General features: G+C 61.2%; 11 protein-coding genes. 6 read left to right on the forward strand and 5 right to left on the reverse strand.

Annotation, left to right across the window (positions count from 1 at the left end):
• Positions 1-40: 40 nt before the first annotated feature.
• The 5 genes from DXD77_RS05525 to DXD77_RS05545 all read right to left on the reverse strand — a co-directional run bounded on the left by DXD77_RS05525 (position 41) and on the right by DXD77_RS05545 (position 4,872).
• On the reverse strand, positions 41-220 hold the full coding sequence (locus DXD77_RS05525; protein ID WP_147325420.1) for a hypothetical protein: 180 nt from the start codon (positions 218-220) through the stop codon (positions 41-43).
• Positions 221-225: 5 nt separating this feature from the next.
• A complete protein-coding gene (locus tag DXD77_RS05530) occupies positions 226-870 on the reverse strand; it encodes an ATP-binding cassette domain-containing protein (protein WP_117564932.1) in 645 nt (214 codons plus the stop codon).
• On the reverse strand, positions 867-1,664 hold the full coding sequence (locus DXD77_RS05535) for a DUF2705 family protein (RefSeq protein ID WP_147324167.1): 798 nt from the start codon (positions 1,662-1,664) through the stop codon (positions 867-869). The genes DXD77_RS05530 and DXD77_RS05535 overlap by 4 nt, the downstream gene beginning before the upstream one ends.
• 38 nt (positions 1,665-1,702) lie before the next feature.
• Positions 1,703-2,494: a hypothetical protein gene (locus DXD77_RS05540; protein ID WP_147324168.1), complete on the reverse strand. Its 792-nt coding sequence runs from the start codon at positions 2,492-2,494 to the stop codon at positions 1,703-1,705.
• 242 nt (positions 2,495-2,736) lie between these two features.
• Entirely contained in the window at positions 2,737-4,872 is a 2,136-nt protein-coding gene (locus DXD77_RS05545; protein WP_158549099.1) for a LuxR C-terminal-related transcriptional regulator, read from the reverse strand.
• A gap of 439 nt (positions 4,873-5,311) precedes the next feature.
• Here DXD77_RS05545 and DXD77_RS05550 point away from each other — a divergent pair, with 439 nt between their 5' ends.
• The 6 genes from DXD77_RS05550 (at position 5,312) to pknB (ending at position 15,516) form a co-directional block, all read left to right on the forward strand.
• Positions 5,312-7,165: a serine/threonine-protein kinase gene (locus DXD77_RS05550; RefSeq protein ID WP_117648081.1), complete on the forward strand. Its 1,854-nt coding sequence runs from the start codon at positions 5,312-5,314 to the stop codon at positions 7,163-7,165.
• Positions 7,162-8,175 (forward strand): FhaA domain-containing protein, encoded by a 1,014-nt coding sequence (locus tag DXD77_RS05555; RefSeq protein WP_117648083.1) that lies wholly within the window; start codon positions 7,162-7,164, stop codon positions 8,173-8,175. Before DXD77_RS05550 ends, DXD77_RS05555 begins: the two co-directional genes overlap by 4 nt.
• Positions 8,176-8,181: 6 nt before the next feature.
• Positions 8,182-8,598 (forward strand): FHA domain-containing protein, encoded by a 417-nt coding sequence (locus tag DXD77_RS05560; RefSeq protein WP_006235180.1) that lies wholly within the window; start codon positions 8,182-8,184, stop codon positions 8,596-8,598.
• The gene (locus DXD77_RS05565; RefSeq protein WP_117564938.1) at positions 8,595-10,529 is read left to right on the forward strand and encodes a Stp1/IreP family PP2C-type Ser/Thr phosphatase; all 1,935 of its coding nucleotides are present in this window, start codon (positions 8,595-8,597) and stop codon (positions 10,527-10,529) included. Before DXD77_RS05560 ends, DXD77_RS05565 begins: the two co-directional genes overlap by 4 nt.
• Positions 10,530-10,545: 16 nt before the next feature.
• Positions 10,546-13,416, forward strand: a complete 2,871-nt coding sequence (locus DXD77_RS05570) for an FtsW/RodA/SpoVE family cell cycle protein (RefSeq protein ID WP_117648085.1) — start codon at positions 10,546-10,548, stop codon at positions 13,414-13,416.
• 132 nt (positions 13,417-13,548) lie between these two features.
• Positions 13,549-15,516: a Stk1 family PASTA domain-containing Ser/Thr kinase gene (gene pknB / locus DXD77_RS05575; protein ID WP_117564940.1), complete on the forward strand. Its 1,968-nt coding sequence runs from the start codon at positions 13,549-13,551 to the stop codon at positions 15,514-15,516.
• Positions 15,517-15,946: the final 430 nt, after the last annotated feature.

Raw genomic sequence — 15,946 nt, forward strand, 5'->3', positions numbered from 1 at the left:
GGCCGTGTTCCGCTATGCGGTTGTCAATTTGCGAAAGAAATTATGCGTCACCCCCCAGAAACGCCCCATCCATCGAGAGCCATTCGCCCTCCGCATAATATTTCTCAGGAATGACCGTCCGGTTCCCGTTAACGACGCTCGCCCTCATGCCCGCAAGGCCAGTAACAGCACAGCCGAAAAGCGCAAGCGCCGACCTTCTTGTCCACAGGGTCTTCTTCATCGCGCTCACGACCTTTCCCGAACGTTCACAACGGCACCGTCGCGCATGCAGTAAACCCGATCGGCCAGCTCCTCGAGCACCTCTCCGTCATGGCTGGACAGAATAACCTCGCGACCCGTTGATGCCGCCATCGCCACAACGCGCTTGAGCATTTCCACGCCCGCTTCGTCGAGGGCATTTGTTGGCTCATCGAGAACAAGCAGCTTCGGCTTTTCCATAATTGCCGCAGCTATCCCCAGACGCTGCTTCATCCCAAGCGAGTATGCTCGGAACTTCTTTTTTTCGTCTGCATCGAGCCCCACGAGCCGCAGGGCAGAGCGAATGTCCTCGCGGGTTGCAACGCCCTTGATCTGAGCAATGAGCTCCAGATTGTCGCAGCCAGACAGATATCCCAAAAAGGAAGGCGCCTCGATCAACATCCCCAGACTCGGCGGGAACGAGATGTCCGCCCCAAGCCTTTGGCCATCGATAGAGATTTCGCCTTCGGTAGGCTTGATCAATCCGCAGACCGCTCGCATAAGCATGGTCTTACCCGAACCGTTTATCCCCTGAAGACCGACCACAGTCCCAGGGTCAACCTCGATGGACACGTTGCGCAGAACATCGTTTTTGCCTATGCGCTTCGATACGTCCCTAACGATCACGCTCATATCTTGTCCCCCTTTTCTAAAAGGTCTGCCCTTCGAAACCACAGTCCGCCCAGCGATAGGCATAACGACATAATCACAATTGAAAACAAGACGCTCGAGCCCGTCGCGATTCCCTCTTTGACAATTCCGCCCCAGCGCAACAGCATCAGGGCATTTCCCAGCAGCACCCAATGCCGCGCATATGCCGAGCAGATCAGGGAGCTCATTAAAACCACAAACGAGACCGACGGCCCAAGCACAAACCCGACCGCTGCCTGCGCAAACGCAAGCGCCTCGAAAGCAAGAAAGAGTCCTACGAAAAACGGCAGCGCATCTGCCTCGGCAGCTTTGAGAAACCACGGCGCCAAATTAGCCAGCTGAAGCGACTCGCCATGGACGACCGCGCTGAACGAGGAGCTCACCACCAAGCTCCAAATCACAACAGAGCAAACCACCACGAGCAGTGAAAATGCCGTTACCGCCGCCACCAAGATAAAACGCGAGACCCACCAAAGGGTTCTTGACCGGCATCGAACAAGCGCTTGCAAACCAAACCCGTGCAACGATTCGGTCGGATAATCGAGTGTTGTATAGAGAATGAGCAGAATGAGGAATAGCCACCCTAACGGAGGCACAAACATGGCCCCGGGCCTAGGCTCAAACGGAGCAGACCCGGCAAACACGAGCGCGAGATTATCCGCAAACCCCAAGGTATCCGTCCTGACCCCATACACAGAAGACAATCCGTAGGCGTACACCAAGTTCGCAACGGTCACTGCCGCAACCGCAATAAAAGCGATGATGTTCTTCTTCAAAACGGTCCTCAGGTCCGCGGCGACCAGCCTAAACAGCATCAGACCACCTCGCGTCTTTTTAAGAATCTCGCGGAAACCAAAGAAAAGACGAACAGCAAGATGATTTCCGCAACCCCCGCTCGGATGTCGGGCCAGTTATTTAGCGATTCCGACCTGATGCTGTTAAGAATGTTGCAGTTAAAGCCGACGCATGAAAGGACGCTAAAAATCCAGTCGTTAACAAAATGCCATGCAACCATAATCAGATATGGAACGACCATCGCCTTGATTCTGCTGCGAAACACAACCGACAGACCGGTCACGGCCATGGATAGAACCCCCAGCGCCACCGCATCGAACAGCGTATAAACCAGCACGTATAACAGAGGCCGGGAATAAAACAGACCAGAAAAATAGCTATGCAGATAGAGTCCGACGTAAGTCGATTCGTCGACCCGGGGGAGATACGCGGGAAACAGCATGGAGACAATCAGGAAGTTCACGAGTAGCGGAATAGCCGTGACCGCAAACGCAGAGAGGAAAGCAGACAGCATCTTCACGTTCACGTATGCATTTCTAGAAACACGCGTGCAGATCTGTGCCTCGTAACCGCTCAAACGCTCGGACAGGCATGACCACGACCCGGCCAACATGGCAAGCAACGGCAGCGCATAGAAAAACACCGACGCTAGCAACGGCGCGTTCGCGCTCACGACAATCCAGTTGCCAAAGCTACTTTCACGCGTTTGGCCGAGGTATGTCTGAGACTGCAGACCAATGCCGTAGCCAAAAGATAACAGCTGCTTGCGCTCAATCTCGAGCGTCCACCACGCCTCGATGGCAGCTGCCATCGAAATTACTGTCGCCAAAGTAAGAGCCAACGCAAATATTGGGTTTCCAGATATCTTGGACAACTCGTGCCGAATTAGTTTTTTATTCAACCGACATCACCCTCCCATTGGCCGGACCGAGCAACAACGCTCGACCCGGCCCTAATCACAAGCGGTTAATAATGCGTCGACACACGGCAACCTTTGCATGAATAGAGAATGATGTCTGTAAACACTCGCTATTGAGTTGATCGCTCAGGCGTTTACACGTTATCTACCTGCGATAACAATGAAATAAGCTCCGCTTTATTCTTGATCTTCAACTGGCGGTAAGAAGCAGACCGCAGTGCTTGCACCGTAGATGCAGCGTAACCGACATCCTCCGCAATAGCCTTTGTCGTTGCGCCCTCCGCCGTCATCAGCAAAATTTGCGACTGAACATCAGAAAGGGAGCGCGACGTAAGCAGGGCCAGCTGGCGCACGCGGGCCGTTTCGGTGGACCCGTTCGCCCGGTACTCCAAGACGGCCTTCTCGTCCTCAACCGAGCGGGCGAGCGCGATGTGCGTAACGAACATGGGCACAGACCAGCAAACAATCACCGTTGCCACGACGACATTGACAGCCGAACTTTGCCCCAACAACGACGCGAGGAACAACGGCTCGAAAACCGTCAGATCCTGCACCATATTGAGCAAGACAGCCCAAACAGGAGCCGTCGCCCCAAAGCAGAGCATCCATATCCCAAGCATTTTGCGCTGCGGACAGCTTCGCATCACTATATATGTGAGCAGCACCCCCGTCAGCACCGCAAGTCCATGGATTCGCCCCCTAGCGACCGCATAGATTAAGGCAACCATGCCCATTGACACCAACGGCACGATAGCCCGAGCATGGGCATGCACCTTAAACGGACGCAGCCCAACAGCGAGCGAAGCCGTAGACGCCACGCCGCAAAACAGGACCGGCACATCCATCAACGGAACGCGTATGCACATCAATGCTGCGATATAGATAAAAGACCAGTCCACAGCAGATAGCACCGCCCATACGTACGGGCTTCCGAGCCAAATCGCTTCACCCGCTCTATCCAGCGCAGCGCCACGATTCGCTTTTCCACCCGCGTAGCGTAGCGACAGAAGCAGTCCGAGACCCAATGCGTAGCTTAAGAGGGAAAAGGCGACAGCCCGCGAAACACCGGACCCCCAATCGCTATCCGCCATTACCAAGGGCCCCGCCGCAAGGAGGATAAAGAATAATGTGAGCAGGTATCGAAACAGCCGGCGCGTTCGAGCTGATGCCACTATATCGTCAGCATGCCGCTGCGGTAGCTCATGCCCTACAGTATCGCCCTCACCCGCAAACAGCGCCACGAGCTCGCGTGAGCCCGCAACCGACGCCTTCCCGTATGCTCGGTGAAGCGTTGTTCTCACCGTCGATGGCTTCGTATCCGTCTCCTTGGCAATTTCCGCCGGCGTTTTCCCTTTGAGCAGCAGTCGAACAAACTGCTCTTCTCTAGGCGACAGGGCAGGGGAAAACACCCCCGCATCGAATGTGTCGGACGCACAGGCGATATCCGAATTGTTGTCCCGTTTCCCCCTTAGCAACATGCATACGAAGGCAGCAGCGATAACGGACCCCATCGCCAGCAATGCAATGACCACGGCATCGCTTGCGAAGTATGCCGCCTCAACAGCCGGAATAAGACCAATAGGAACTGCTACGAGCACAGAACAGGCAAACACGTCGCGCCGCCCATGGCCAAAGGCACGAGGGCGGCAAAACGGCGGGGCCACAGTCAATGCGAGATAGACCAACGGAATTAAAAGCGCAAGGCCAATTGCCGCGGCCGTTACAGGGGGCATCCCCCATGGCTCGGGAACGACTCTCCATGAAACTCGACAGCAAAACAGCAGGCAAGACATGACGGCTATTGTTTCTGTAAAAATCGCGTCCTGCGGGTGACGAGTTTCCCTTTCGTCAGTCCGTGTCGACCTCTGCGTCAAAGGAGAGTCCGCCGTGCCCCAAATAACATATGAGAGAAGCAGCGATCCAACAAAGCACGAGACACACGAAACGCCATGTAACAACCAAATCGGTGCAAACACGATTGGAATAGAGTCTCCGCGAGCATAGAAAGCCAGGTCGGCCCATTCGGGAACCGTTGCAATAACACCAAGGAAAACACCGATGGCACCGAGATGCCTCGGCCTTCTCATTCCCCCCTTGCATAGCGCAGCACCATGAACAAACGCCGCGAGGCATGCGCCCAGGATAACGAGCCAGGTCATTGCACCTGACGCTAGGCCGATTGAAGATGAAAACCGGTGATAAGGGGTGACCGCCATTACGACAAGCGCAATGGCGCAGGCAAATGTAGCAGAACGGCGGGAAAAGAGCATACGGCCTCCATAGCGTGTCATTATATCGCTCGAGCCGCTCGTTTATCTCTGTTCTCACACCAGCCAGCATCAATGATTCAGGCGAACTCCAATCCGCGCCAGATCACGGTCCGGCTTTTGTTCGCAGTCCCCACATCAAAGCGGGATGCGGTTTCCTTTTGGACGCCGGTTCGGAAAGCGCATCCCGTTCCAGGGCAATATTCTGGGATGCAGTTTCCGCAGCCCACCCCATTTGGAAAGCGCATCCCATAATTTGGCTGAAAACTGAGATGCGCTTTCCGAACGAGCCGAAACGGGCCGAATCGATCGGGCCACCTCGCATCCCGCTATCCTCGCCATCTGCCCGAGCGTGCTACACTAGCAGCATCTATGCCACCGCGAACGGCTCGGCCCCGCGCCCGCCGCTCGCAAACGAACTTTAAACGCACGAGGGTTGGCCATGCCGCTTTTCTCGCAACATACCGCCCGGTTCTCGCCGGACGTTCCTTTGGAGGGCACCAGCTCTCGCGAGCTGCTCAAGCGGTACCAGCCGCTCGAGACACTTGCGACCGGCGGTTTTGGCTCCATCGAGATTTGCCGCGACACGCACCTGCGCCGCCGCGTCGCCATTAAGCGCATCCCCCTTATCAACGGTGCCGGCATGCCCGCCAGCGACATCATGGATGTCCTGCGCGAGGCGCACACTGCCGCCATGCTTCAACATCCCAATATCGTGCAGGTCATCGACTTTACGCATGACACAGCCTATGCCTACCTGGTTATGGAATATGTCGATGGCATGTCGCTGGCCGAGTTTTTGCATCGCGTGGACGGCCACTCACTTACCTTTGACGAGGCCGCGGCCATTGCCGATGCCCTGGGCCAGGCGCTCACCTTCGCCCACAGTAATGGCGTACTCCACCTGGACATTAAGCCCGCCAACGTGCTCATCGACCACTCGGGCAATGTAAAGCTCACCGACTTTGGCATGGCGCGACTGTCGTCCGCCGGTGGCTTTGGCGGCTCGCGCGGCGGCACCATCGGCTACATGCCGCCCGAGCAGCTCGATATCGAGACCGGCACGGTCGACGAACGCGCCGATGTCTTTGCCCTTGCCTGCGTTATCTATGAGGGCTTGTGCGGCAGCGCTCCCTTTATGGCGGCCACGCCCGCCGACTCGCTCGACCGCATCATCGGCGGCGCCACCTATCCCAGCGAGCTGATACCACACTTTCCCCCGGGAGCCGAGGCCGCGCTCATGAGCGCGCTCTCCCCCATGCCGCAGGACCGCCCCAACAGCATCGAGGCATTTTGCGACCAACTCCTTGCCGGTCTGGGCAGCGTGCGCGAGGGCCGTCGCAGTCTGGAGCAAATGGTTGGCGAGCTTTCGGATGACGAGCAAGAGCTCGACGATATCGAGCCGTCGTACTACGAGGACGACGCCATCGAGGTCGACCCCGCGCTCGGCTGGGCGGGCACGCGCTGGAGCCATGCGCGCGACTACACCATGCACGCTATCTCGGCGCTAACGTGCGGCACCTTTAGCTTTTTGCTGATGCAAACGGCCGGGGTCGCGGCGCTTCCCGGCCTGGTCATTGCGGCAATCGCGATCGGAGCGGCGGCTGGCCTGGCCCCCCAGATTGGCTCGGCCATCTCGGCTGTGGGCTTTTTGGTGCTCATGGCCAACGCCACCATGCAGGCGCAGGGCATCCTGTCGATGTTGCCCGTCGCGGTGATCTTTGCCGCTGCCATGTCCGGTTGGTGGATCGCCTGGGGTCGCACCGAGGCTGCCGCGAGCGCCGCACTCACCTGCGCGCTTGCGCTTGGCTGTCTGACCGGCAATACCTTCCTGGCAGCTGGGGTCGCCGCCGGCGTCGCGTCATTTTGGCTCGGCCCGGCAAGCGCTGCCGCGGCAACGGGCATGGGCGCGCTTTTTGCCCGTCTGGCCACGGTCGCGCTTTCAGCCGGAGGCGTGCTGGGGCTCGGCAACGTTGCCGCAGCGCTGGGAGACCCGCTCCTTTGGGCTGCCTTTGCGCTGGTCGCGACAACTGCCGCGGCGTCATCTGCGCTGCTCAATGCCCATGCCAAGCGTGCCGATCAGGGCTCAAACCTTGCCGCAATCGCCGCCATCGCTGTCACCGGCATCGGCTGCGCAGCGGCATCCTGTCTTGCACACCATATGGAAATTGCCAGCCTTGCAGCCGCGGTCGCCGCCAAGGCGGCAGTTGCGGGAACCCTATCCTCTATAATCGTTGGGATATGCCTATATTTGCTCGGATACCAAAGAACCTATACGGAGAGTGATCTTTCGTGAACTTCCTGAACATCTTCGAGGACCACGTGGCCGGCATCTTCGGTGCCACCCGTGCCCCGTTCTCCTTTAAGAAGCTTGCCAAGCAGGCCGCTCGCGACATGGAGGATCAGACTCTGGTGATCAATGGCGTCAACACGGCGCCGGCACTCTATACCATCCTGATCGCCGCCGACGACGATCCCATGCTCGCCCCGTTCTACCCCGAGCTTTCGCGCGAGGTCCGCGAGTTTGTGAAGGCGCAGGCCGAAAAGCGCCGTTATGTCTTTGTCGGCGAGCCCCTCGTGCGCTTTATGATCGATCCGCAGCTGCGCGCCAGCAAGTTCTCGGTCTTTGCCGAGAACGTCGATGCCCCCACGCTCGGCCGCCTGTACGAAGAAGAGCGCGCCTATCAAAACGGTCTGGGCCAAAACAACTCCGCGGCAAGCCGTGCCGCCAGCGCCCCGCGCGCCGGCCAGCAGCAGTTTGCTGCCCCGCAGCAGCAGCGCCCCGCCGCCATGCCCCAGCAGCAACCGACGCCTCGCGCCGCCGCTCCCGACCCGCTTGCCATGGCAGACCCCTTCGCGCCTAGCGTCCCCGACCCCGCCGCCGCACCCATCCCGGTGCCGCAGACCGTCTCGCGCGACGCGCTTGCCGGCATGGGCGGAGCCGCCGCGACCGGCGCCGCCGTGGGCCTAGGCGCCGCAGCCGGCATCGCCTCCAACATGGCGAGCACTCGCGCCCCGCAGCGCCCGCTCGCCCAGCTCGTCGACGTCGTGAGCGGCGAGAGCCATAGCATCACCTCCGCACAGGTGACCATCGGTCGCGAGCGCTCAGTTTCCGACATTGCCCTGCGCGACCCCAACGTGTCGCGCCGCCACGCCCAGCTCACCTTTACGGGCTCGGATTGGTCGATCGAGGATCTCAATTCCACCAACGGCACGCTCGTCAACAACCGCCGCATTACGCGCTGCCCGCTGCGCAACGGCGATCTGCTGACGTTTGGCCTGAGCACCTTTGAATTTAGGGGATAGTCTCTTATGAACATCGATATCGTCCTTTTTGCAGGCCGCATCGTCCTGGTCGCCCTGCTCTATATCTTCCTGTTCGCCGTCATGAAGACCGGCGTGGGACTTGTGCGCGGGCAGCGTCGCGACTCGGCTATCTGGACGATCGATGTGGACAAGGGTCCGCGCGGTATCCGCGGCATCCACGTAGACATGCTCGGCCCCGTCATCGTCGGTCGCTCGCCGTCTTCGGACATCTGCATCAACGAACCATTCGTCTCGGCCTCGCATGCGCGCTTTTCGCTGCAGGGCCCGGCGCTCATCATCGAGGACCTCAACTCGCTTAACGGCACGCTCGTCAACGGCCGCCAGCTTGTGGAGCCCGCAACGCTGCGCGAGGGCGACGAAGTCCAGATTGGCGATGTGGTCATGAAGGTGAACCGTCGATGATCGACGAGGAGAACAAGTCCGCGACTATGACCGAGGCACCGGCTGCCGCCACAGCTGCGGCGGCCCACGCCGCTCCGGCGGGCTCCGCACCCGTGGAACCCGAGGACACCGTGTTCTCCCTGCCTCTTTCGCATGTAACGCATGATATTTCGGATCTCGCCGATAACGAGGACGAAGAGGATGCCGTAGCGGCGCCCATCGGCGCACATGCCGCGGAACAGCCCACAGCGCCCGAAGCAACCTCGGCGCCGGCTCACTTTGCAGAGCCTGTCGCCGCGGCAATCAACGAGAGCGCTGCGGTGTTTGCGGCACCCGAGCCCGCCGCGCCGGCGTTTCCCATAGCCCCGGCATCCGAGGTTGCGCCCGTGTCTACGCCGGCGCCCGAGGCGGGGCCATCCCCCGAGGACGGCCCTGCACCCAAGGCCCCGCAGCCTGCGCCCGCAAGCGAGTCCGATACCGTGGCCGAGCCCGCCGCCCAGTCGCAAAGCACGCCCGCGCCGTCGCACTTTGCGACACCCGAGCCTATAGACGTCAGCCCGCAAGACGACGAGTCGACCGCCCGCGCGCCCGAGGAGCCCGGCTCCCCGGACACCGGCGATTCCGAATCAAACGCCGAGACCGACACCGTCTCTCCCGGTGACACAGCCGAGATCGACGTTGCCGCCGTTGAGACCAAGCTCAAAGACCCCGGCTCGACCATGAGCTTTGAGCCCCTGACCGAGGAGCGCATCGAGACCGACTCGACCTATGATGCCGGCACCACCACGCAACTCATGTGGGGCGCCCGCTCTGACGTTGGCTGCGTACGCCCGCACAATGAGGATTCCTACCTGGTGCAGTCGCCGCTCTTTTGCGTATGCGACGGCATGGGCGGTCACGCCGCCGGCGAGGTAGCCTCTTCCATTGCCGTCGAGACTATTGCCAAGACGGCCCCGCAGTCCGCCGACGCAGCACGCCTGGCCGCAGCCGTCGAGGCAGCCAACGCCGCCGTAATCGAGGCGGCCCTGAACGGCCTGGGCAAGCCCGGCATGGGCTGCACAGCCACTTGCGCCTATATCGAAAACGACACGCTCGCCATCGCCCACGTGGGTGACTCTCGCGCCTACCTGCTCCACGAGGGCACGCTCATCCGCGTGACCCGCGACCACTCCTACGTGGAGGAGCTCGTGGACGCCGGTGAGATTACGGCAGACGAGGCTCGCGTCCACCCAAACCGCTCGGTCATCACCCGTGCGCTGGGCTCGGACCCCGCCATGTATGCCGACCACTTCACTCTGCATATCGAGGAAGGCGACCGCCTGATCCTGTGCTCCGACGGCCTTTCGAGCATGATTCCCGATAGCGATATCGAGAACATCGCCACGCAGTCCTCAACCGCGCAAATCTGCGTCGACAACCTAGTGGACGCGGCGCTTGCCGCCGGCGGCCACGACAACGTGACCGTAGTAGTCGTTGACCTGGTTGACGATGGCGTTATGCGCGAGGCGCAACGCGTGCGTCGCCGCAACGTCACCATCGGCGTCGTCTTAGGTCTCGTCTTGGTGCTGGCGGCTGCCATCTGGGCCTACACGGGTGTCACCGGCTCGTACTACCTGGGTACCTACCAGGGCAATGTCGCCGTCTGGCGCGGCCTGCCCGGCAAGCCGCTCGGACTCAAGCTCCACTGGCTCGAAAGCGAAACCAGTATCAAGCTGTCCGACCTGCCCGAAGACACGCAAAACCGGCTCAAGGCGGGCATTCCGCAAACAAGTGTCGACGATGCGCAGGACACGATATCCAAGTACCGCCACCAGATCGACGAGGAGCAGACCCGCCAGGTGATCGACGCGCAAACGATTCGCGACAACACCGACCAGGGATCGACCTCCGAATCAGATTCCGAGAAAACCGCCGAACAGTCCGCCGAGGCCGAAGCCTCCGAAAAGAACTAGAAAGGGAGTGCCGCTTATGAGTCGCCGCAACACCGAGCTGCTCTTGCTCATCGCCTCGGCGTTCCCCGTCATCCTGCTGTATGCGATGTACGTCCTCACCGCGGGCGCTGCCATCTCCTTTGAGACGCTCGCCGTACCGATCGGCCTCTTTGCCGCCTTTGCCGCGGCCCACATTGCCGTGCGCATCTTGGCGCCCGGTGCCGACCCCGCCATCCTGCCCATTGTCTTTGTGCTTTCGGGCATCGGCATCACGTTCGTGACGCGTCTCGCCCCCGCTCTCGCCATCTCACAGCTCATCATCCTGTTTGTCTCGGTGGCCCTGATGGTGGGAACGCTCGCGTTGGTTAAGAACCTCGACGTAGTCATGCGCTACAAGTACACCTTTGGCATTATCGGCATCATTCTGTTGATGCTGCCTATCTTTATCGGCACCACGATCTCGGGCTCCAAGCTGTGGATTCGCATCGCGGGCTTTACCATCCAGCCCGGCGAGTTCGCCAAGGTCTTTATCGTGCTGTTCCTGGCCGGGTACCTGGCCGAGAACCGCGAGCTGCTCTCCATCTCCAACCGCAAGATCCTGGGCTTTAAGATCCCTCGCCTGCGACTGCTGCTGCCGCTGTTTGCCGTGTGGGGTGTGTGCCTGCTCGTCGTCGTCTTCGAACGCGATCTGGGTTCGGCCGTGCTGTTCTACACCATCTTCTTGCTGATGCTCTACGTTGCCACGGGACGATTCTCGTATGTCGTTATCGGCCTTGCGCTCTTAGCCGTTGGAGCCGTGGGCGCCTACAAGTTCCTGTCTCACGTTCAGGTGCGTTTCCAGGTTTGGGTCGATCCGTTTAAGGACGCCCAGGGCCAGGGCTACCAGATCGTCCAGTCGCTCTTCTCGCTTGCCGATGGCGGTCTGGTCGGTGTTGGTATCGGCAACGGCATGGCCAACAACATCCCTGTCGTCGAGTCCGACTTTATCTTCTCGGCCATCGGCGAGGAGATGGGCCTTTTGGGCGGCGGCGCCGTGCTCATCCTGTTTATGCTCTTTGCCGTGCGTGGCCTCACCACGGCTGCCCGCGCTAAATCCGACCTCGCCGCCTTTAGCGCCACGGGCCTTACGGCCGCCATCAGCTTCCAGGCCTTTTTAATCGTGGGCGGCGTTACCCGCCTGATCCCGCTGACCGGCGTCACCCTACCCTTTATGAGCCAGGGCGGTTCCTCGCTGCTGGCAAGCTTTATCATCGTCGCGCTCCTGCTGCGCGCCGGTGACGAAGCGACCGGACGCGAGGCCGAGCTTACCGGCACCGGCACCATGGCCGCCATCACCGATGATCAGGTCGCATCTGCCGCCGCCCCGACGGGCACGCGCTTTGCCACCTCGTCTTCCTACGGCAGCGGCAGCCATTCCGTCGGCTCGCGCATGCGCCGTCGCCTGCTCGACACGCCTGAATCCGGTGTGCTCGGCCGCGTTGCGCTCGCCAACCGTCTAACCCGTGCGGTGCTCGCCTTTACGGCGCTGTTCGCCATCCTTATCGGCAACCTCACCTATGTCCAGGTCATCAAGGCCAAGGACTATCAGGACATGCCGACCAACAACCACACTATCGCCCGCTCCAAGTACATCCAGCGCGGTTCCATCATCACGTCCGACGGCGTGACGCTGGCCGAGTCGCTGCAGCAGGAGGACGGCACCTACGTACGCTCCTACCCCAACGGCAACCTGGCAGCGCACGTGGTTGGCTACGTGAGCCAGCAGTATGGCACCACCGCCATCGAGAGTGTCATGAACGACACGCTCACCGGCTCTAAGGATTACTCCAGCTGGAACAACGCCATCGCGTCGCTCGCGGGCCAGACCCAGCCGGGCAACACCGCCAAGCTCACCATCGACTCGCGTATCCAGACGGCGGCCGAGCAGGCGCTCAAGGGCTTTAAGGGCGCTGTAGTGGTCATCGACCCGCGTACCGGTGCGGTGCTCGCATGCGCCAGCTCGCCCACCTATGACAACACCAACATCGACGCCCTGCTGCAGGCGGGCGGCGGCGAGGACGGCTCCATGTACAATCGCGCCATGGACGCGCTGTACACGCCGGGCTCCACGTTTAAGGTCGTTACGCTTTCCGCGGCACTCGAGACCGGCACCGCCAGCCTTACCAGCACCTACCAGGCGCCCGGCTCCATGGACATCGGCAACGCGCCGGTCACCAACTATGCCAACGAGAGCTACGGCACCATCAGCCTGCAGCAGGCCTTTGCCGTGTCTTCCAACGTCGTCTTTGGCCAGGTGGCAAACGAAGTTGGCGCAAACACGCTCGTGCAGTTTGCCAACGCCTTTGGCTACGGCCAAAAGCTCGGCCAGGACCTGACCTCCGCGGCCTCCATCATGGCCGACCCGTCGCTCATGACCGAGTGGGAGACCGCCTGGGCCGGCGCCGGCCAGCCTGTCGGCATGGACCACACGCCCGGGCCGCAGACCACCGTCATGCAAAACGCCGTGATTGCCGCCGCCATCGCTAACAGTGGCGTGGTCATGGACCCGTACTTTGTAGCCCAGGTACTCGCCCCGGACGGAACTGTGGTCAAGACCACGCAGTCCCGCTCGCTGGGTCAGGCCGTCAGCTCCGCCACGGCCGACCAGGTCAAGCAGGCCATGCTCGCCGTCGTCCAGTCCGGTACCGGAACCGATGCCCAGGTCCCCGGCGTCAAGGTCGCCGGCAAGACCGGCTCGCCCGAGACCGGCGGCACCAACGTCAACTCGACGTTCGTTGGCTTTGCACCTTACGATTCACCCACGGTCGCCATCTCGGTGGCCTTGGAGGATTACGACAAACACGACGTCAAGGCGGCCAAGATTGCCGGCATCGTCCTGACCGCGGCGCTCGCCGCACAGGGAGCGTGATGCCCATGATTGAATCGGACACCCGAGGCGCGCCGCGGCCGAAGAGTTAGCGGCAACGCGCCACACGGCCCCAGCGGCCATATCGTAGGTACTGCACACATCGTTGAGCGAATAGTTATGTTAGGAGCAGGAATGGAACAGAGGGTCCTCGGGGGAAGATACCTCCTCAAGGATAAGGTGGGGACAGGCGGCATGGCGACCGTCTACCGTGCACAGGACCAGGTCCTCGACCGCACGGTTGCCGTCAAGATCATGCTGCCGCAGTATGCTGGCGACGCAACCTTCGCCGCACGCTTTAAGCAGGAGGCCCAGGCAGCAGCCGGTCTCTCCTCCCCCTATATCGTGGGCGTCTACGATTGGGGCAAGGACGGCGACACCTATTACATCGTCATGGAGTACCTGCGCGGTACCGACCTTAAGAGCGGCATCAAGAGCCACGGCGCCCTCGACCCCAAGAAGGTCGCCCAGATCGGCTCGCAGATCAGCTCCGCGCTTTCGGTCGCCCACAAGCACGAGATCATCCACCGCGACATTAAGCCGCAGAACATCATGGTGCTGCCCGACGGCAACATCAAGGTGATGGACTTTGGCATCGCGCGCGCCAAGAACAGCCACCTCACGCAAGACAACAACGTGCTGGGAACCGCCCACTACGTCAGCCCCGAGCAGACCCGCGGTCAGGACCTCGGCCCCACCTCGGATATCTACTCGCTGGGCGTCGTGATGTACGAGTGCGCCACCGGCCGCGTGCCCTTTGACGGTGATGACGCCATCTCGGTCGCACTCAAGCAGGTCAACGAGCTGCCTATTCCGCCGAGCCAGATCAACTCCGGTGTCGACGCCGACCTTGAGCGCATCATCCTCAAGTGCATGGAGAAGGACCCGGCAAACCGCTTCCAGACCGCTGACGAGCTGCGTCAGGTGCTCAACAGCTACCTGTCCGGTCGTGCCGTCAACATCTCGGAGCCCACGCGCATCATCGGTGCCCCCGGCGAGCTTGGCGCCACCAAGACTCGCGAGCTTTCCGATCAGACGCGCGCCATGGTGCGTCCCGTCTCGGGCGTGAGCGGCCAGAATACCGCCCGTAGCTCGGTTTCGGGTTCCACCGGCTCCTACGAGGTCGAAAAGCCCAAATCCAACAAGAACAAGATCATCGCCGCCGTGGTGGCAGCCGTTGCCGTCATCGGCATCGTGGTGGCCTTTGCCACAGGACTCTTTGGCGGCGAGCAGGTCACCGTTCCCGATGTACTGGGCAAGGACCAGCAGACTGCCGTCGAACTGATCAAGGAAGCCGGCCTCGAGGTCGGCACCATCGACCAAAGCTACAACGACGATGTCGACGAGGGCAAGGTCGCCGAGCAGACGCCCAACGGCAACACCAAGAAGGCCAAGGGCACTAAGGTGAACCTGGTAATCTCCAAGGGCCCCAAGCCCTCCGAGAAGGTTGAGGTTCCCCGGCTTGTCGGCCTGACCAAGGACCAGGCAGAAGCCGCGCTGGCAAGCGTTGGCCTGAAGGGCAACGCCTCCGAGGAGGCCAACGAGGCCGATGAGGGCCAGGTCTTTGAGCAGGGCACCGAAGCCGGTAAGGAAGTCGCGAAGGGCACGACCATCTCGTACAAGGTCTCGAGCGGCCCGGATACCACGTCCGTCCCCGACCTGACCGACATGACCGAGGCCCAGGCGCGCAACGCCCTCGATATGGCAGGCTTTGGCGTCGACGTGAGCTACCAGGAGAACGACTCAGTTACCGAGGGAACCGTGATCAGCTGGAACCCCAGCGGCAAGCAGAAGCCCGGCGCCACGATTACCGTCGTCATTGCCAAGAAGTCCGGCAAGGCCAGCGTTCCGGGTAACCTGTACGGCAAGAGCATCTCCGCCGCCGTCACCGCGCTCAACAACGCCGGGTTCTACAACATCGCGTTCTGCGACCAGAACGGCAACCCCGTGAGCGGCAACGAAAACGCCACCGTTACGGGCGTCTCCCCCACCGGCAAGCAGTCCACCGACAACACGATTACGCTGACGGTTTCGATTTCTGGCTCGGGTTCGGGCTCTGGCTCGGGCACGAGCACGGGCGACGATTCTGGTACGACCAACTAGTCGCCGCCCCACCGCCCATTACGGCTCCCGCCGCAAACATATTCGCTCACAGGCGCCCGCTTGCTCCCCCAGCAAGCGGGCGCTTCGTTTTTGACATGACATGAACCAGAAGAGCCCGGTACCGTGACGGTGTACCGGGCTCGATCAATCTCTGGTGTCCCCGGGCTGATTCGAAAACTCCCCCGCGGGGAAATTGGTGACGCGGGTGTCGACGGCTCGAACCCTGCCCTTAGACCAGAAGAGCCCGGCACCGTAGCGGTACCGGGCTCGACAAATCTCTGGTGCCCCCGGGCGGATTCGAAAACTCCCCCCGCGGGGAAATTGGTGACGCGGGTGTCGACGGCTCGAACCATGCCCTTAGACCAGAAGAGCCCGGCACCGTAGCGGTACCGGGCTCGACAAATCTCTGGTGCCCCCGGGCGGATTCGAA

This window comes from Collinsella sp. TM09-10AT, assembly GCF_003436275.1.
In the GTDB taxonomy this organism is placed as follows: domain Bacteria; phylum Actinomycetota; class Coriobacteriia; order Coriobacteriales; family Coriobacteriaceae; genus Collinsella.

Excerpts from the sequence above, each read along its gene's own strand:
- DXD77_RS05525 (WP_147325420.1), bottom strand. The coding sequence starts at position 220 with ATGAAGAAGACCCTGTGGACAAGAAGGTCGGCGCTTGCGCTTTTCGGC.
- DXD77_RS05530 (WP_117564932.1), bottom strand. The coding sequence starts at position 870 with ATGAGCGTGATCGTTAGGGACGTATCGAAGCGCATAGGCAAAAACGAT.
- DXD77_RS05540 (WP_147324168.1), bottom strand. The coding sequence starts at position 2,494 with ATGGCAGCTGCCATCGAGGCGTGGTGGACGCTCGAGATTGAGCGCAAG.
- DXD77_RS05545 (WP_158549099.1), bottom strand. The coding sequence starts at position 4,872 with ATGCTCTTTTCCCGCCGTTCTGCTACATTTGCCTGCGCCATTGCGCTT.
- DXD77_RS05550 (WP_117648081.1), top strand. The coding sequence starts at position 5,312 with ATGCCGCTTTTCTCGCAACATACCGCCCGGTTCTCGCCGGACGTTCCT.
- DXD77_RS05560 (WP_006235180.1), top strand. The coding sequence starts at position 8,182 with ATGAACATCGATATCGTCCTTTTTGCAGGCCGCATCGTCCTGGTCGCC.
- DXD77_RS05565 (WP_117564938.1), top strand. The coding sequence starts at position 8,595 with ATGATCGACGAGGAGAACAAGTCCGCGACTATGACCGAGGCACCGGCT.
- DXD77_RS05570 (WP_117648085.1), top strand. The coding sequence starts at position 10,546 with ATGAGTCGCCGCAACACCGAGCTGCTCTTGCTCATCGCCTCGGCGTTC.
- pknB (WP_117564940.1), top strand. The coding sequence starts at position 13,549 with ATGGAACAGAGGGTCCTCGGGGGAAGATACCTCCTCAAGGATAAGGTG.